This window comes from Spirillospora sp. NPDC127506 (assembly GCF_040302145.1).
GTDB lineage: Bacteria > Actinomycetota > Actinomycetes > Streptosporangiales > Streptosporangiaceae > Spirillospora.
This window is the reverse complement of the sequence record NZ_JBEORG010000019.1, coordinates 64,633-81,692: the sequence shown is the minus strand read 5'-3', so window position 1 is coordinate 81,692 and position 17,060 is coordinate 64,633. Positions and strand designations below refer to the sequence as shown.

15 protein-coding genes are annotated in these 17,060 nt (G+C 75.7%); 7 read left to right on the top strand and 8 right to left on the bottom strand.

Annotated features, from left to right (window positions below; all coding sequences use genetic code 11):
- The first annotated feature begins 100 nt into the window (after window positions 1-100).
- Entirely contained in the window at window positions 101-1,363 is a 1,263-nt protein-coding gene (locus ABTW95_RS19500) for a flavin-dependent oxidoreductase (RefSeq protein ID WP_500226993.1), read from the top strand.
- A 143-nt stretch (window positions 1,364-1,506) separates the two neighbouring features.
- Here the strand turns inward: ABTW95_RS19500 and ABTW95_RS19495 are convergent, their stop codons facing one another.
- Window positions 1,507-2,139, bottom strand: coding sequence for a TetR/AcrR family transcriptional regulator (locus ABTW95_RS19495; protein WP_396446094.1), 633 nt, complete (start codon window positions 2,137-2,139; stop codon window positions 1,507-1,509).
- Between the two features lie 117 nt (window positions 2,140-2,256).
- Here ABTW95_RS19495 and ABTW95_RS19490 point away from each other — a divergent pair, with 117 nt between their 5' ends.
- Together ABTW95_RS19490 and ABTW95_RS19485 are read left to right on the top strand one after the other, a co-directional pair.
- Complete coding sequence (locus ABTW95_RS19490; protein ID WP_500226992.1) at window positions 2,257-3,642, top strand: MFS transporter; 1,386 nt, start codon at window positions 2,257-2,259, stop codon at window positions 3,640-3,642.
- 11 nt (window positions 3,643-3,653) lie between these two features.
- Window positions 3,654-4,340, top strand: coding sequence for an SGNH/GDSL hydrolase family protein (locus ABTW95_RS19485; RefSeq protein ID WP_500226991.1), 687 nt, complete (start codon window positions 3,654-3,656; stop codon window positions 4,338-4,340).
- Here ABTW95_RS19485 and ABTW95_RS19480 read toward each other — a convergent pair.
- From ABTW95_RS19480 to ABTW95_RS19460, 5 genes are all read right to left on the bottom strand, one after another.
- Complete coding sequence (locus tag ABTW95_RS19480; protein WP_500226990.1) at window positions 4,322-6,073, bottom strand: bifunctional 3'-5' exonuclease/DNA polymerase; 1,752 nt, start codon at window positions 6,071-6,073, stop codon at window positions 4,322-4,324. The genes ABTW95_RS19485 and ABTW95_RS19480 overlap by 19 nt on opposite strands.
- Window positions 6,074-6,227: 154 nt before the next feature.
- The gene (locus ABTW95_RS19475) at window positions 6,228-6,728 is read right to left on the bottom strand and encodes a DUF4234 domain-containing protein (protein ID WP_396446099.1); all 501 of its coding nucleotides are present in this window, start codon (window positions 6,726-6,728) and stop codon (window positions 6,228-6,230) included.
- 156 nt (window positions 6,729-6,884) lie between these two features.
- Complete coding sequence (locus tag ABTW95_RS19470) at window positions 6,885-8,345, bottom strand: metallophosphoesterase family protein (protein ID WP_396446100.1); 1,461 nt, start codon at window positions 8,343-8,345, stop codon at window positions 6,885-6,887.
- Between the two features lie 400 nt (window positions 8,346-8,745).
- Window positions 8,746-9,636 carry a diacylglycerol/lipid kinase family protein gene (locus ABTW95_RS19465; protein ID WP_396446101.1) on the bottom strand — a complete coding sequence of 297 codons (891 nt, stop codon included), beginning with the start codon at window positions 9,634-9,636 and terminating at the stop codon, window positions 8,746-8,748.
- A gap of 5 nt (window positions 9,637-9,641) precedes the next feature.
- Window positions 9,642-11,231 carry an FAD-binding oxidoreductase gene (locus tag ABTW95_RS19460; RefSeq protein WP_500227024.1) on the bottom strand — a complete coding sequence of 530 codons (1,590 nt, stop codon included), beginning with the start codon at window positions 11,229-11,231 and terminating at the stop codon, window positions 9,642-9,644.
- Window positions 11,232-11,298: 67 nt separating this feature from the next.
- Between ABTW95_RS19460 and ABTW95_RS19455 the strand changes: the two genes are divergently transcribed.
- The 4 genes from ABTW95_RS19455 to ABTW95_RS19440 all read left to right on the top strand — a co-directional run bounded on the left by ABTW95_RS19455 (window position 11,299) and on the right by ABTW95_RS19440 (window position 15,011).
- Complete coding sequence (locus tag ABTW95_RS19455; RefSeq protein WP_396446102.1) at window positions 11,299-11,907, top strand: TetR/AcrR family transcriptional regulator; 609 nt, start codon at window positions 11,299-11,301, stop codon at window positions 11,905-11,907.
- A gap of 55 nt (window positions 11,908-11,962) precedes the next feature.
- Window positions 11,963-13,510 (top strand): glycerol-3-phosphate dehydrogenase/oxidase, encoded by a 1,548-nt coding sequence (locus tag ABTW95_RS19450; RefSeq protein ID WP_396446103.1) that lies wholly within the window; start codon window positions 11,963-11,965, stop codon window positions 13,508-13,510.
- 89 nt (window positions 13,511-13,599) lie between these two features.
- Window positions 13,600-14,529, top strand: coding sequence for a sucrase ferredoxin (locus ABTW95_RS19445; protein WP_500226989.1), 930 nt, complete (start codon window positions 13,600-13,602; stop codon window positions 14,527-14,529).
- Between the two features lie 185 nt (window positions 14,530-14,714).
- Complete coding sequence (locus ABTW95_RS19440) at window positions 14,715-15,011, top strand: WhiB family transcriptional regulator (RefSeq protein ID WP_021600082.1); 297 nt, start codon at window positions 14,715-14,717, stop codon at window positions 15,009-15,011.
- 260 nt (window positions 15,012-15,271) lie between these two features.
- On the opposite strand, the gene ABTW95_RS19435 is transcribed toward ABTW95_RS19440, so the two are convergent.
- Entirely contained in the window at window positions 15,272-16,012 is a 741-nt protein-coding gene (locus ABTW95_RS19435; protein WP_396446105.1) for a phosphoribosyltransferase, read from the bottom strand.
- A gap of 35 nt (window positions 16,013-16,047) precedes the next feature.
- Complete coding sequence (locus tag ABTW95_RS19430; protein WP_396446106.1) at window positions 16,048-17,034, bottom strand: phosphotriesterase family protein; 987 nt, start codon at window positions 17,032-17,034, stop codon at window positions 16,048-16,050.
- Window positions 17,035-17,060 lie beyond the last annotated feature (26 nt).

Sequence of the window (17,060 nt, the reverse complement as noted above, 5' to 3'; positions counted from 1 at the left end):
GCCTAGAGGCGGCGCACGACCGTCACCGGGGCGGACCGGGCACGCTGGGTGCCGGGTCCGCCCCTACGAACGAAGGGGCGTTTACATGAGCGTGCGCGGCATGCGCGTACTCATCGTGGGAGCGGGCATCGGCGGGCTCACCACGGCGCTGAGCCTGCACGAGGCCGGCGTCGAGTCGCTCGTCGTCGACTCGGCGGAGCGGCTGCGGCCGCTCGGCGTCGGCATCAACCTGCTCCCGCACGCCGTCCGCGAGCTGACCGAGCTGGGGCTCGGCGGCGAGCTGGCGGACCTCGGCATCCCCACCGCCGAGATGGTGCACTTCGACCGGTACGGCGGCCGGATCTGGGGCGAGCCGCGCGGCCGGGCGCTCGGCTACCGCTGGCCGCAGTACTCGATCCACCGCGGCGAGCTGCAGATGGCGCTGCTGGACGCGGTGCTGTCGCGGCTCGGCAAGGAGTCCGTCCGCACCGGCACCGTCTTCGAGGGCTTCGAGCAGGACGGGACGCGGGTGCGGGCGCGGCTGCTCGACCGCGCGTCCGGGACCGCGGAGACCGTCGAGGCGGACGTGCTGGTCGGCGCGGACGGCCTGCACTCGGCGGTCCGCGCGCAGCTGTACCCCGGCGAGCCGGCGCCGCTGTGGAACGGCATCCGCATGTGGCGCGGCCTCACCGAGGGCGAGCCGTTCCTGACCGGGCGGACGCTCGCCGTGGCGGGCAGCAACACCGCGGCCAAGATCGTCGTCTACCCGATCTCGATGCGCGCCGAGCGCCGCGGGAAGGCCCTGCTCAACTGGGTCGCCGAGGTCAAGCTCCCGGCCGGCCTGCAGACCGCCTCCGCGGACTGGAACCGCACCGGCCGGCTCGACGACGTGCTCCCCCACTTCGCGGACTGGACGTTCGACTGGCTGGACGTCCCGGCGCTGCTGTCCGGCTCCGCGGAGATCCTGGAGTACCCGATGGTCGACCGGGACCCGCTCGACCGGTGGACGTTCGGCCGCGTCACCCTGCTCGGCGACGCCGCGCACCCGATGTACCCGATCGGGTCGAACGGCGGCTCCCAGGCCGTCCTGGACGCGCGGGTCCTGGCGCACGAGCTGGCCCGGGCCGCCGACCCCGCCGAGGGGCTGCTCGCGTACGAGGCGGAGCGCCGGGAGAAGGCCAACGCGATCGTCCTGGCGTGCCGCGACATGCCGGCGGACCGCATTCTGCACATGGTGAGCGAGCGGGCGCCGCGGGGGTTCGAGCGCATCGAGGACGTCCTGTCCCCGGACGAGCTGACCGCCATCACGGGCGCCTACCGCAAGACGTCGTTCTCCGACGTCGAGGCGCTCAACTCTCGTCCCTCGTACACGACCGCGAGCTGACGCGCGGCCTCCGGGCCGGGCCTTCCACGGGCGCGGTGGGGGTTCCGCCCCACCGCGCCCGTGATCTTTTCGTCACGTGAGACCGGCGGCGTCGACGCGTCCAAGGCTGAACGCGCTGCTGCTCGCGGTGGCGCGGCGGGCCCTCAGCCGGCACCGCGCGGCCCGCCGCGCGCCGTGACGGCGGCGAGCCGGGCGTCCATCGCGCGGGCGGCGCGGTCGTAGAAGGCCGGGTCGTCGTGCAGGAGGGCGTTGGCCGCGCCGGTGCGGCACACGGCGTCCAGCTCGAAGACGAGCTGCGGGAGGTCGGCGGACGGGTCGATCTCGCCGCTCTCCTGCGCCTCGCGGAGGCAGCGCTCCATGAAGGCCCGCCAGTCGCCCTGCGACCCGGCGATGGCGTCGCGGACGCGGCCGGGGCGGGCGTCGAACTCGGCCATCGTGGAGTGGAAGAAGCAGCCGCCGGGGAAGACGGGGGCGCGCTGGTAGCGCTGCCAGGCGTCCAGCAGCGCGCGGACGCGGCCCAGCCCCGCGGGGACGGCGAGGGCGGGCTCGACGACGTGCTCGCGGAACACGGCGGCCGCCTTGCGGACGGTCGCGAGCTGCAGCTCCTCCTTCGAGCCGAAGTGCGTGAACACGCCGCTCTTGCTGATCCGCAGCTCGGTGGCCAGCCGGCCGATCGACAGGCCCTCCAGGCCCTCCGCCGAGGCGATGTCGGCGGCCCGGCACAGGATGACGTTGCGGGTCTGCTCGCCCTTGAGGAGCCGTCCGTCGGTGCTCACGCCCACTAATGTGCACGACCGTTCGTGCAAAGTCAAAGCGCCCGCCCTCTTGACGGCGGGCCGGTTCGGAGAAGAAAGTACGATCGTTCGTTTATTTTTCTCCGAGAGGCTTCGCCGATGACCACCGAGACCACCGCCGCGCCGCCGCTCCGGGCGGCCGCGCGGCGGGACGTGCCCTGGCTGGCGGCCGGGGCGACGTTCCTGGCCATGCTGGACGCCACCGTGGCGAACCTGGCCGTCCCCGACCTGCACGCCGACTTCCCGGGCAGCCCGCTGTCCCGGCTGACCTGGGTGATCACCCTGTACGCGGTGCCGTTCGCGGCGCTGCTCGCGCCCGCCGGGCGGCTCGCCGACCTGGTCGAGCGGCGGGCGCTGTACCTGTGCGGCGCCGGGCTGTTCACGCTGGCGTCGCTGGCCTGCGCGCTGGCGCCGAACGTGCCCGTCCTGCTCGCGACGCGCGGCGTGCAGGGCGCCGCGGCCGCCGTGCTGATCCCCGCGTCGCTGGCCCTGCTGCTGCACGACACGCCCGCCGAGCGGCGGGCGAGCGCCATCGGGCTGTGGAGCGCCGCGGGCGCGTTCGCCGCCGCCATCGGCCCCGGCGTCGGCGGGGTGCTGGTGGACCAGTTCGGCTGGCGGTCCCTGTTCGTCATCAACCTCCCGGTCGGCCTGGCGATGCTGCTCGGGGGGCTGCGGCTGCCGCGCGCGGCGGGCGGGGCGGGACGGCTGCCCGACCTCGCGGGGACGGTCCTGCTCGGCGCCGGCGTGGGCGGCGTCGTCCTCGGCGTGACCCAGACGCAGGACTGGGCCTGGACCGACGCCCGCACGCTCGCCCTGCTGCTCGGCGGCGTCCTCCTGGTCGCCGCCGCCCTCCGCCGGTCGGCGCGGCACCCGGTGCCCGCGCTGGAGATCTCGCTGTGGCGCAACCGCGGGTTCGCCGCCGCGAACGCCGCGTCGTTCCTGTACGGGACGGCCCTGTACTCGTGGCTGCTGCTCGGCGTCCTCTACCTGACCGGCGAATGGGACTACTCGATCCTCAAGGCCGGCTTCGCCTCGACGCCCGGCGCGTTCACCGCCACCGCGGCGGCGATCGCGATGGGCCGGCTGACCGGCCGTATCGGCGTCCGGCCCGCGCTGGCCGGCGGAGCGCTGATCATGGTCGCCGCGGGAGTCTGGACGATCGCGGCGCTGCCGGCCGACCCGCACTTCAGCACGTTCTGGCTCCCGGTCGGCCTCCTCGTCGGGACGGGCATGGGCATGGTCACCACCGGCACCGCCTCCGCCGCCGCCCTCTCCGCCGGGCCGCTGCGGTTCGCCGGCGCCACCGGCCTGAACACCACGGCGCGCCAGATCGGCGGCGCGTTCGGCATCGCCGTCCTCGCCGCGCTGCTGCCCGCCGGGGCCGCGCACGACGACTACACCGCCGTCTACCTGTTCTGCACGCTGGCCGCCGCCGGCACGGGCATCGCGGGCCTGCTGCCGGCCGTCCGGCGCATCACCGCGTGAAGGAGCCGACCATGACCGAAACGACCCTGTCCGAACGGACCGACCCGGCCGTCCTGCCCGCCGCCGAGGCCGCCGCGCTCCTGGCGGGCGCGCCCTGGCGCCGGATGGTGACGATCGGGGACAGCGTCGCGGCGGGCGTCCGCGACCCGGTGCCCGGGTACCGGGACCTGTCGTGGACCGACCGCGTCGAGGAGGCGCTGCGCCGCGCGGTGCCGGGGTTCACCGCGCTGAACCTCGGCCGCCGCAACCTCGTCGCCGCCGAGGTGGCGGCGGGGCAGCTGCGGCCCGCGCTGGAGTTCGGGCCCGACCTGGCGTTCGTCGTGGCGGGCGGCAACGACATGCTGCGCCGCGAGTTCGACGCCGAGGGGGTGCGGCGCGAGCTGGCCTCGATGATCTCCGCGTTCCGCGCCGCCGGCGCCGACGTCGTCACGATCGGGCTGTTCGACATCACCGTCGCCGGCCTGGGCCCGGCACGCCACCGGGACGTGCTGTCGGCGCGGACGCGGCGGCTGGCCGCCCTCACCGCCGACGTCGCCGCCGAGTTCGGGGCCTGCCACGTCCACAACCCGCCGGACCACCCGCTGGCCGCCGACCCCGGCATCTACAGCGCCGATCAGCTGCACCTGAACGCGCGGGGCCACGCGTTCGCCGCCGCCAACACGATCCGCGCGCTCGCGGCTCACTTGGCGTCGGAGTAGCGGCCGACCACGGCGATCTCCATCGGGAACACGACGGGGGTGTCGCCGAACAGCAGCCGGCGCGCCTCATCGGCCGAGGCGCGGACGGCGGCGGCGACGTCGTCGGCCAGGCCGGCGGGCGTGTGCACGATGACCTCGTCGTGCTGGAAGAACACCAGGTGGGGCCGCCCGCCGCCGTCCGCCGGGGAGAGGGCGGCGAGGCGGCGGCGCAGGGAGCCGAGCAGGGCGAGCGCCCAGTCGGCGGCGGTCGCCTGGACGACGAAGTTGCGGGTGAACCGGCCCCGGCTGCGCAGCGCCCGCGCGGCCGCCGGGTCGGGCGCGTCGCCCTCGCCGGCCGCGGTCAGCTCGCGCCACCCGGCGGACGGCGGCGGGCAGGTGCGGCCGAGCCGGGACCGGACGAGCCCGCCCCGCTCCCCCTCCCGCGCGGCGGCCTCCACGTACTCGAACGCGGCGGGGAACCGGTTCCTCAGCACGGCGAGCAGCTGCACGGCCTCGGCCGTCCCGCCCCCGTACATGGCGGAGAGCAGGGCGATCTTGGCCTTGTCGCGGGCGCTGCGGCCGCCGTCGCCGCCGTCGCGGAAGGCGTCGGACAGGGCCGCGTAGAGGTCGCCGTGCGCGGCGGCCTCGGCGAACGCGCGGTCGCCGGCGAGGGCGGCGAGCACGCGGGGTTCGAGCTGGGCCGCGTCCGCGACGACCAGCGACCAGCCGGGGTCGGCGACGACCGCCCGGCGCAGCACGCGCGGGATCTGCAGGGCGCCGCCGCCGCTGGTGGCCCAGCGCCCGGACACCACTCCCCCGACCACGTACTCGGGGCGGAACCGGCCGCCGCTCACCCACGTGTCGAGCCACGACCAGCCGTGCGCGGTGTGCAGGCGCGACAGCTCCTTGTACTCCAGCAGGAGCGGGACGGCCGGATGGTCGAGCCCCTTGAGGACGTGCGCGCGGGTGGACGGGACCGGCAGCCCCGCCGCCGCGAACGCCTTGACGACCTGCGCGGGCGAGTCGGGGTTGACGTGCACGCGGGGCGCCGGTCGCGGCCCGTGCTCCGCCGGGCCGCCGGCGGGGGCGGGAGAGGGGTTGAACGCGGCGCTGATGCGGTCGGCGAGGTCCTGGAGCCTGCGCGGGCGCAGGCCGCCGGTGGGGCGGGGGCCGAGCAGCTCGGTGAGCAGCGCGTCGTGCTCCTCGGCCGACCAGGGCAGCCCGTCGTGGCCGAGCTCGGCGGCGACCAGCGCGCCCGCCGACTCGGCCGCGGCGAGCAGCGCGAAGCCGTCCAGCCCGGCCATGGCGCGCCGCTGCGCGGCGTGCACCGCGACGACCTGCTCGATGTCGTCGTCGGCGGCGGCGTCCCGGCCCGCGTCGTCGTCGAACAGCGACGCCTGCGCCGGCCGCTCCTCGTGCGGCGGGCGGTCGGGCGGCACCGGTTCGCCGCGCAGCCGCGCCCACGCCGCCCGCACCGAGCGCGGCTCCCCGTGCCGCCCGGCGTGGCCGAGCAGCAGGCTCTCCACGAGTTCGAGGTCGTGGCAGCGGCCGACCCGCACGCCGGCGGCGAGCAGCCGCGGGTAGAGCCGCGCGGTGGACGGCCACACCCAGCGCGGCGCGGCGGCGCGCTCCTGCTCGGCGATCGCGGCGACCAGGTCGGGGACGGCGCGCGCGGGGGCGGCGGGCGTGCCGTCGTCGGCGAGCGTCCGCAGCGTTCCCCCGCCGCCGGGGCCGGCGGCCACCGCGATCCTCACCCGTCCATTGTGGCCGCGCCGTCCGACAGAACCCGGCGGAGCCCCGGCACGCGAAACCCCTCCGCGGCGGGTGATCCGCGGAGGGGTCCGGCGTGGTCTTCAGCGGGGGCCAGGGCCGCAGCCCCAGTAAAGACTCAGACGTTCGGTCGGACGGTCAGGCGACCAGCGAGACCTGCTGGCCGGCCGGGGTGTCGCCGTAGCGGTCGACGACCTTGTTCAGCTGGATCTGGTAGTACAGCACCCCGAAGCCGAGGATGCCGAGCAGGAAGCCCAGGCCGCCGCTGGAGGTCGGCTGGAGGCCGGCGGCGCGCTGGGCCTGGGCGATGCGCCCGCCGAGCTTGACGAACATGACCAGGGGCCAGATGCCGAGCGTGATCCAGCCGAACAGCATGGACAGCAGCGCGTTGGTCGCGGCGTTGTCGATGCGGCGGTCGTACTCGTGCAGTTCGGCGTGGACCTTGTAGAACCACACCAGGCCGTAAATGCCGAAGGTGATGATGGGGAGACCGAGCCATGCGCCGAGCGGGTTGCGGCGCTTCATGTTGTAGCCCGCGCCGACGGCGACGGGGGCGTGCTGCTGCGCTGGGGCGGGCGCGTAGCCGCCCTGGTGGGCCTGCTGCTGGCCCTGGCCCTGACCCTGCTGGGGGTAACTCATCCGAATGCTCTTCCTGTGGGACGCGGTCGATTGACGGCCGACCGCATGACCGTTCACCCGTGTGATTGACCCAAGACTGTAACGGCATCCGAGCACGTCGGGACCGCGAAACGCCGGTTGTGGCCAGTTCTGCGCGACATTGGCCGCGGTGACCGGTTAGCGCAGCGGGATCGTGACCTCGTCCTCGCACGGCGGCGCGGTCTCCTGGTCGCCGCAGCCCGTGGCGGCGTAGCAGCGGATCCGGAGCCGCGACCCGGTCACGTCCAGCCGCAGGAAGCTCTTGAAGAACGGCGGCCGGTCCCAGTCGGCCAGCTCCGAGCGGAAGCGCTGCGGGAGCCGGTGCACCGCCAGCCGCATGAACCCGGGGCGGGCGCGGTCGTCGCGCGGGACGCCGAGGACGGACGCGACGAACCGCGCGCGCAGGGGCGGCCGGTCCCCCTCGGGCGCCTTGTAGCCGCGCCCCGGCCTGATGCCGAGCCGGTAGCGGACGGCGGCGGTGGCCTCCTCGGGGGTCAGCTCGAACAGCTTCGGCAGCCGCAGCCACCGCCCGTACAGCTTGCTGTACCGGGACAGCGAGTCGCCGCGCAGCGGGTAGCAGCGGAACTCGTTCTCGTCCACCGTGCTCGTCCGGGGGATGGTGTGGGTCGCGTGCATGAACGCGCCGCCGCCGCCCGACACGATGTACTGGATCGTCCGGCCGTCGCCGGTCCGCACCGGGTAGCGCTGGTAGTTGTGGATGTCGCCGCCGATCGCGGCCACGTAGTTGTGCGCCGGGTCCCGGACGATCTCGTCGACCGTCCCGCCGCCCTCGATGCGCCCCGGCCGGTGGTCGTCGTCCACGTACAGGGGCTTGCCGGTCACCAGGAGCTTGGGCTTGGGCCCGGCGGACACCTCGCGCAGCCACCGGCCCTGCTCGCGGTCGAGGCCGCCGGTGATGCCGGTGTCGATGCCGATGATGCGCAGCGGCGGCGTGTCGATCGCCCAGTACGGCCCCGGCTGGACGGCCTGCTGGCCGGGCGCGCCCCGCAGGGTGCGGCGCGCCTCCGCGAGGACCTCCGGGTCGATCGTGCCGGGGCGCCGCCACAGCAGCCTGGGGATGAACGCGAGCGGGCCGCGCCACGGCGGCGGCGAGCAGTCCGCGTCGAGGTCGCAGAAGACGCGCAGGAAGCCGCGCAGCCCGTCGTACCAGTCGTGGTTGCCGGGGACCGCGTAGATGGGCGCCGGATAGTCCTTGTAGGGGCGGAAGAACTTCTCCGGGTACTGGCTCCCGTCCCCCGTCGGGTAGATCACGTCGCTGGCGATGATCATGAAGTCGGTGTCCGCGGCGGCGTGCAGCAGCGGCGGCACCACCGCGTACTGCGACCGGTCGCCCTCCCCGGTGTCGCCGAGCAGCGCGAACGAGAACTCCGGGGACGAGCGGTGCACGGTGAACGCGGCCGGGGTGCCGCGCTCGCGCAGCGCGGCGACGCAGCGCCGGCGGATCGCGTCGGTCGGGTCGCCGAACAGCCGCGCGATCACGTCGTTGCGGGACCGCCACAGCACCGCCGGGCGGCGCCAGGAGAAGTCGGGGACGCGGGCCGGGAGCAGGTCGTTGAACGTGCCGGGTCTTCCGCACACCCACCCCGCGCCCTCCTCCGAGGTGCGTGAGTTATCGGGCGCGGGGGAAACCTCGGACACAGAACGCCTCCGGCAGCGGTGAGGGAATCCTCACAGACTGTCCGGAGGCGATCCCGGCGTCAAGCGCGGCATCGGGTGCGGCGCGCGATGCGGCGCGACCCCGCCGTCAGGCGGATGCGCGCGTGCGCGTGGTGGACGCCGGCGCCACCCCCAAGGACGCCGGCGCCACCACGTCGGGGGCCGCCGCGGTCATCATGAGTCCCCCCAGAACGGCGAGCGTGCAGTCGCCTCTCATGATGCCTCCTTGGACGGCCCCAAGGTCCCGAAAGCGGGACGTAACCGACGCTATACGGAGGGCCGTAATGCTCGCGTAAATCGGCCCAAACGAGGGGCCAAAACCTCAGGGGGCCAGGACCCGCAGGGCGCCCGGCAGGATCCGCGCGGTGACCGGAAGCACCCCGGGCAGCTCGCCGTCCGCCCCGTACGGCAGCGTCCGGCCGGGCGGCCCGGCCAGCTCGATCCGCACCTCCCGGCCGCGCATGACCTCCACCTCCGGGCGCCGGACGTGCGTCCCGTCCGCCAGCTCGCGCATCACGGCGAAGAACAGCGTCCGCGGCGCCCTGCGGATGACGACGACGTCGAGCAGGCCGTCGTCCACGCGCGCGTCGGGGGCGATGTGCTTGCCGAACCCGTAGTAGCCGGAGTTCGCCGCGACGACCGTGTAGCCCTCCCGCCGGTGCTCCTCGCCGTCCACGGTGATCCGGTAGTCGGCGTGCCGCCACGAGACGACCGCCCGCAGCGCGCCGACGTAGTAGGCGGCCGAGCCGCGCAGCAGCCGCGTCCTGTTGGCGTTGGCGTTGGCGATCGCGTCGATGCCCGCGTAGACGCTGCCGAGGACGGCCGTCCCGTTGGCCTCGACGGCGTCCACCGCGCGGGGCTCCCCCTCCAGCAGCAGCGGGGCGAGCTCCGCCGCGCCGGACGGGACGCCGAGCTGCCGGGCGAAGTCGTTGCCGCGCCCGGCCGGGACGATGCCGAAGAGCGCGCCGGTGCCCGCCAGCGCGCCGCCCACGCAGCCGACCAGGCCGTCGCCGCCGACGCCGAGCACGACCCGCCCGGCCCGGGCCGCGTCGCGGGCCACGCCGGCGGCGTGCTCCATGCTCCGGCTGTACTCGACGTCGAGCTCGGCGCCCGCCTCGCGCAGCAGCCGGCCGAGCGGCATCAGGCAGGACGCCGGCGCCGGGCCGCCCGCCGCCGGGTTGACGATCGCGGTGAACGCGCGCGGGGTGCTCATGGCGGCTACTCCTCCGGGGCCGGCGGGACGAGGACGCCCGGGTTGAGGATCCCCGCGGGATCGACCCGGTCCTTCACGGCGCGCAGCACGGCGGCGCCCAGCGGCCCGATCTCCGCGGCGTACCAGTCGCGGTGGTCGGTGCCCACCCCGTGGTGGTGGCTGATCGTCCCGCCCGCCTCGACGATCGCGTCGCAGGCCGCGCGCTTCGCCTTCGCCCAGTGCGCGACCGGGTCCTCGCCCTGCGCGGACACCACCGTGAAGTACAGGGACGCGCCGGACGGGTAGACGTGCGAGATGTGGCACATGACCAGCGGCGGCGTCCCCGCACCGGAGAGCGCCCCGATCAGCGCGAGCCGCACGGCCTCGTAGAGCCGCGGGACGTTGGACCAGAACGTCGCGGTCTCCAGCGTCTCGGCGAACGCGCCCACGTCCAGCAGGGAGTCGCGCAGGTAGGGCGCGCTGAAGCGGCCGCGCTCCCATTTCTCGCCCGGCGCGGCGCCGAGCGGCTCGCCGCCGGCCGCGGACAGCGCCTCCGCCGCCTTCGCGCGCCGTGCGGCCACGTCGTCCGGCGCGCCCTCGAAGCCGGCCACGGCGAGGCACCCCGCCGAGGAGCCCGACGCCCCGACGGCCGACGGGTCGGCCAGGCCGACCATGGTCTCGGCCTCGTCCGACAGCCGGAGCACGGTGGGCAGCGGGCCGTCCTGGGCGAGCCGGCGGAGCGCGGCGGCGCCCTCGCCGAACGAGGCGAACCGCCAGCCCTCGTACTCCCGCGCCTCCGGGACGGGCCGGATCCGCACGGTCACCGACGTGATCACGCCGAACGCGCCCTCCGAGCCGAGGACGAGCTGCCGCAGGTCGGGGCCGGCCGCCGACTTCGGCGCGCGGCCGAGGTCGAGCGCGCCCTCGGGGGTCGCCGCGGTCAGCCCGACCACCATGTCGTCGAACCGGCCGTACCCGGCGGACGCCTGCCCGCTGGACCGCGCCGCCGCGAACCCGCCGATCGTCGCCCACTCGAACGACTGCGGGAAGTGCCCGAGCGTGAAGCCGCGCTCGGCGAGCAGCGCCTCGGCGGCCGGGGCGCGCAGGCCCGGCTCCAGGACGGCGGTGCGGGAGACCTCGTCGACCGCGACGAGGCGGTCCATGCGCCGCAGGTCGAGGGCGACGAACACGTCCGCGCCCCGCGGCGCCAGCCCGCCGACGACCGACGTGCCGCCGCCGAACGGCACCACCGCGATCCGCCGCGCCGCGCAGATCCGCAGCACCGCGAGGACCTCGTCGTGCGAGCCGGGCAGGACGACGGCGTCGGGCGCGTCGGAGGTCTCGCCGGCGCGGATGCGCAGCAGGTCGGGCGTCGACTTGCCGCGCGTGTGCCGGATCCGCGACTCGGCGTCGGCGCGGACGTTCCCGTCCCCGACGACCCCGGCGAGCGCGGTCAGGTCCTCCCCGGGCAGCCGGGGCTCGGCGACCTTCATCGCCGCCAGCGCGACCGGCGGCGCCGCGGCCGGCCGCACGCCGAGCATGTCGCGCAGCAGCGCGACCGTCGGCTCGGGCAGCGGCGCGGCCTCGGCCGGATCCCCCCAGCCGCTCCACAGCATGTCCCGCGTCTCCACGCCGGCCTCCCTCTCCGCCCCGGTCCCGTCGCTTGGGCTTACACTGTGACACATGACGTCGAATCGTCACAACAGGGCGGCGGCGCGGACCGCCGACGACACCGTGCTGGACGCCGCGCGCGACTGCGTGCTGGCCGTCGGGGTGCGCCGGACGACGCTGACCGACATCGCCCGCCGCGCGGGCGTCTCCCGGATGACGCTCTACCGCCGCTGGCCGGACGTCCGCACGATCGTGGCCGACCTGATGACCCGCGAATGGACGGACATCGGCGAGGCGCTGCAGCCCCCGGACGACGGCCGCCCCGTCCGGCCCCGGATGGTGGACGGCCTGGTCACCGGCGTCCGCACGTTCCGCGAGCACCCGCTGCTCCGCAAGATCATCGAGGTGGACCCGGAGCTGCTGCTGCCCTACGTCCTGGACCGCTGCGGCGCCAGCCAGCGGGCGTTCCTGGCGTGGTTCGAGGAGGCGATCAGGGCCGGGCAGCGGGACGGCACGGTCCGCGCCGGCCACCCGCCGCGGCAGGCGCGGGCGCTGCTGCTGGTCGTCCAGTCCTACGCCCTGTCCGCGCCGACGATGCTCGACGAGGCCGACCCCGACCTCGGCTCTGACGCCTTCGACGCCGAGCTCCGGCACGTCCTGGACCGGATGCTCGCGCCCTGACCGCCCCGCCACCGCCTTCGCCGGACGACGGGGGCGCGCCTACGGAGGAACTCTCATGACCGGACCGGAACCGCGGACGTCGCTCAACGCGGCGCGCCGCGAGCGCGAACTCGCCGCCCTGCCGGACGAGGTGGTGGACGTGCTGGTCGTCGGCCTCGGCGCGACCGGCGCGGGCGCCGCGCTGGAGGCCGCCTCGCGCGGGCTGTCGGTCGCCGCGATCGACGCGCACGACCTGGCGTTCGGCACGTCCCGGTGGAGCTCCAAGCTGATCCACGGCGGGCTGCGCTACCTCGCGTCCGGGCAGGTGGACGTGGCGCACGAGAGCGCCGTGGAGCGCGGCGTGCTGATGCGCCGGACCGCGCCGCACCTGGTGCGGGCGCTACCGTTCGTACTGCCGCTGACCCCGCTGGTGCCGCGCGCGCAGGAGTTCGCCTCGCGCGGCGGGATGCGCGCCGGGGACCTGCTGCGGCTCGCCGCGCGCACCCCGCGCTCGGTGCTGCCCGGCCCGCGCCGGCTGTCGGCGGTCGAGACGCTGCGGCTCGCGCCCGCGCTGCGCCCGCACGGCCTGCGCGGCGGGCTGCTGTCCTGGGACGGGCAGTTGTGCGACGACGCGCGCCTGGTCACCGCGATCGCCCGGACCGCCGCCGGGCACGGCGCCCGCATCCTCACCCGGTGCCGCGCCGTCGAGCTGGCCGGCGACGGCGCCCTCGTCCGGGACGAGCTGACCGGACGGGAGATCACCGTCCGGGCGCGGGCGGTGCTGAACGCGGCCGGCGTCTGGGCGGGCGGGCTCGTGGACGGCGTGCGGCTGCGCCCGTCGCGCGGCACCCACCTGGTGCTGCGGGCCGAGACGCTGCGCGGGCTGCAGGCCGGGCTGCACGTGCCGATCCCGGGCGGCGGCGCCCGGTTCATGCTGGTGCTCCCGCAGGGCGACGGCCGCGTCTACGTCGGGCTCACCGACGAGCCGGCGGACGGCCCGATCCCGGACGTGCCGGAGCCGACGGAGGGCGAGATCGGGTTCCTGCTCGACGTGCTCGGCTCGGCGCTGGACACGCCGGTGCGCCGCGCGGACGTGATCGGCGCGTACGCCGGCCTGCGCCCCCTGCTCGACCGGGGCCGCGGCCGCGAGACGGCCGACATCTCCCGCCGCCACGCGGTGCTCACCTCGCCGGACGGCGTCGTCACGGTCGTCGGCGGCAAGCTCACCACCTACCGGCGGATGGCGCAGGACGCCGTCGACGCGGCCGTGCGCGCCCGCGGCCTCGCCGCCGGGCCGAGCCGCACCGCCCGGCTCCCGCTGGTGGGGGCGGCGCCGCGGGCCCGGCTGGACGCGCTGGACGCGCCGTCCCGCCTCGTCCACCGGTACGGCACCGAGGCGCCGCTGCTGACCGCGCTGGGCAGGGAGGACCCGGCCCTGCTGGAGCGGGTGGTCCCGGGCCTGCCGGTGACGGGGGCGGAGCTGGCCTGGGCCGTGCGGCACGAGGGCGCCCTCGACGCGGGCGACCTGCTGGACCGCCGCACCCGGATCGGGCTGGTGGCCGCCGACCGGGAGGCCGCGCTGCCGGCCGCGGAGGCCCTGCTGCCCCGCGCGGCCCTGCACTGAGACCCGGGGCAACTGAGACCTCCGTCACCCCTTCCGCATCGCCCCTTCTGGTTTGATCGCGAACCGTTAGGTTACCCTTACCTAATCGATTGAAGATCGACCGGGGGGACCATTTGACGCGCGGCAAGGGCTGCGGGCACTGCCCGGGCAGCCACACGGGCGAGCGGCCGTGCCTGGCGAGCGCGACGGCGAAGGCGCGCGCCTGGCTGCTCGTCGAGCACCCCGGCCCCTGGCCGGAGAACGTCACCGACCTGCCCGCCGCGGACGCGGTGGGCGGCGCGGTGCGCGCCGCGAAGAAGGCCGGCGTCCGGCCGCAGCTGATCCGGCGGCCGGGGCGCCGCCGCGGCACCCCGCCGATCCAGGTCTACGCGGCGTTCTCGCGGGGCGCCGAGGTCTGGGCGGAGGGGCGCGAGCTGGCCGACCCGGCGGAGCTGGCCTCGCTCGACCTCGCCGCGCTGGCCGCGGGCCGGTCGCCGGGCCTCGGCGACCGGGTGGCCGGGCCGCTGCTGCTGGCCTGCACGCACGGGCGGCACAACGCCTGCTGCGCGCGCACCGGAGCGCCGCTGGCCCGCGCCCTCGCTGGGCGTTTCGACCGCCTCGTATGGGAAACCACCCATGTCGGCGGTGACCGATTTGCGGCGAATTTGGTGTGTCTTCCCCACGGGCTCTACTACGGCGACCTCGGCGAGACCGAGGCCGTGCGGGCCGCGGACGCCTACCTGCGCGGCGAGGTGGTCCTCGACCGGTTCCGCGGGCGGGCCGGGACGCCCGAGCCGGCGCAGGCCGCCGAGCACTTCGTCCGGGCGCACACCGGCGCCCTCGGAGTGGACGAGGTGACGGTGGAATCGCTCACCGGGACATCTCGGTACGAAGCAGTCGTTGTCGCGCGGCAGAGCCGTTACCGGGTCACCTTCGAGGCCGTCCAGCAGTCGGATCCCTGCGGCCCGGACTGCGGGGAGAACCTGCGAACCCATGTTGTTAGGGAACTCACCCTTCTCAACGAGGCGGCCCTCGTGTAATCTCTCTGAGGCCCCATTCGAGGGTCTCCCTGTCGCACGTCCCCAGGTTTCCGGAGTAACCGGGCGGGGAACAGAGCGGCAACTCCAGACGTTGGAACATTCGGCGCTTCTGACTCATGTCACCCGAAGTACGTCGAGCGTCCATGTCCCGATTTTTGTTCGAAACCAATCAAGGTGGGTGTTCCATGGCTCAGGTACGTCGGCAGGCAAACCTCCCTCGTCCCAGCTGGGGCTGGCAGGACGCCGCGGCGTGCCGGGGGGAAGACCTCGTCCTCTTCTTCGGTCCCGACGGCGAGCGCCAGCCCGAGCGCGAGATCCGCGAGCGCAAGGCCAAGCAGATCTGCATGGGCTGCCCGGTCCGCACGGAGTGCCTGGACTACGCGGTGTCCCGGCCCGAGAAGTACGGCACGTGGGGCGGCCTCAACGAGGACGAGCGCGCTTCCGAGCGCCGTCGCCGGATGCGCCGCGCCAACGCCGCCTAGGCGAGCACGGAGGCGCCGAAACGCTCCCATCGCGATCCCCGGCACGCCACCCTGAAAAACGACACGGCCCCGCCCCGCGGGGCCGTTTGCGTGCCCGGGGCCGCCGCATCACGGCCGGGTCAGGGCGCGGAGTCACATCGGCGCCGCGGACGGGTTACATCGCACCACGACATTCCGCCGGGCACGCTCTTTAGCGCAAACGACTCGGCGATGTGCCCCATTCACCGAAATTCGCTCCCGCCATTTTCATGTGGGCCGCTTCACAGCGGGCCGCCGGGCCGGCCCCCGGCGCCCGGTCCGCCGCCGGCGCCGGCGCGCCGGGCGCGGTCCAGCCAGGCCGTCACGTCCTCGTCGGTGAGCTGGTCGAAGTCGCGGTACCACTGGCCCACCGCGCGGAACTCCCACGGCGCCGCCGGGACGACCAGGACGTCCACCTCCGGTTCCAGCGCGCGGACGGTCTCCGCGGCGCCCACCGGCACCGCGAGCACCAGCCGGGCCGGGCCGCGCTCGCGCACCGCCCGCACCGCCGCGCGGGCGGTGCCGCCGGTCGCCAGCCCGTCGTCCACCACGACCACCCGGCGCCCCGCGACCTCCGGCAGCGGGCGGCCGCGCCGGTACACCGCCACGCGCCGGTCCAGCTCGGCGCGCTCGGCCCGCACCGTGGCGGCCAGGTCCTCCTCGCGCAGGCCGAGCCGGAGCAGCAGCTCCTCGTCGAACACCGGCGAGCCGCCCTCGGCGATGGCCCCGACGCCGAGCTCGGGCTGCGGCGGATACCCGATCTTGCGGGTCACCAGGACGTCGAGCACCGAGCCGAGCCGCCGCGCGATCTCGTAGCCGACGGGGACGCCGCCGCGCGGCAGCGCGAGGACCACCGCGCCCTCCAGCCCCAGGGGGACGAGGCGCTCGGCGAGCACGCGGCCCGCCTCGCTGCGGTCGGTGTAGGGAAGCCGGACGGTCTCCGCCCGCTGGAAGTCCTCCGGCGCGGATCTGTTCCGGGACATGGGGAACACCCCCTTCCGGGGTCTCCCCTACCCAATCACGCCCCGGCGAGCCACCTCAGCGGGTTGTCGCGCAGGATCGCGTCCAGGGTCGCGTCGTCGGCCCCGGCGGCGCGCAGCGCGGGCAGGAACGTCTCGAAGAGGTAGCCGAAGCCGGCGCCGCCGTACCGGCCGAGCTGCGCCATCCGGGAGACGCCGGTGCTCAGCAGCACCCGGTCGGCGTGCCCGGCCTCCAGCAGGTCCAGCACGCAGCGGACGCGGCGCCCGATGGCGGCGTGGTCCTCGCCGGCGCGGCCGAGGGTGCCGAACGACACGTAGCCGCCCGTCTCGGCGATCTTGCGGTGCTGGCCGGGGTCGTCCACCCGGTCCTGCTGGCCGACCGCGACCCGTTCCGGGGGCAGCCCCGCGGCGGTGAGGATCTCCAGCTGGGCGAGCCCCGCCCGGCCGTACGTCGCCACCGACAGCCCCGAGTAGCGGGCCGCCCGCGCGGCGGCGCGCAGGCACAGCTCCTCGGTCTCCGTCGGCGCCTCGCCCCAGGTGCCGATCTCGCCGATGACGCCGGGGAGGCAGTTGGTGCCGTCCATGCCGAAGCCGACCTCGGCGAGCAGCCGCTCCGCGAGCCGCTCGACGCCCGACGGCCCGTCCGGGCCGGCCCCGGCGGCGAGGGTCTCGCGGACGAACGCCGGGTGGAACGGCTCGGTGAACACGCCCGTCCCGGCGACCACGGCCACCCGGGAGCCGGCGCTGATCCGGGCGAGCGCGGCGGCGTTGCGGCCCATGCCCGAGCACGTCAGGTCGACGACCAGGCCGAGGCCGTGCTCCTTGCGCAGCGCGGACAGCTCGCGCTGGACGGGCTTCTCCTCGTCCAGCCAGCGGCCCGGGTCGGAGTCGACCAGCCGCGGGCGCGCGGGCCAGCGGAGGTCCATCTGCAGGTGCTCGTGGGAGAGCACGGGCCCGGTGACGTCCGACGTCGCGATCGTGCCGGTGACGGTGCGCAGCCTGCGCGGCTCCTCACTGGGGGTCATGCCACGCGAGGTTACGACATGTTTGA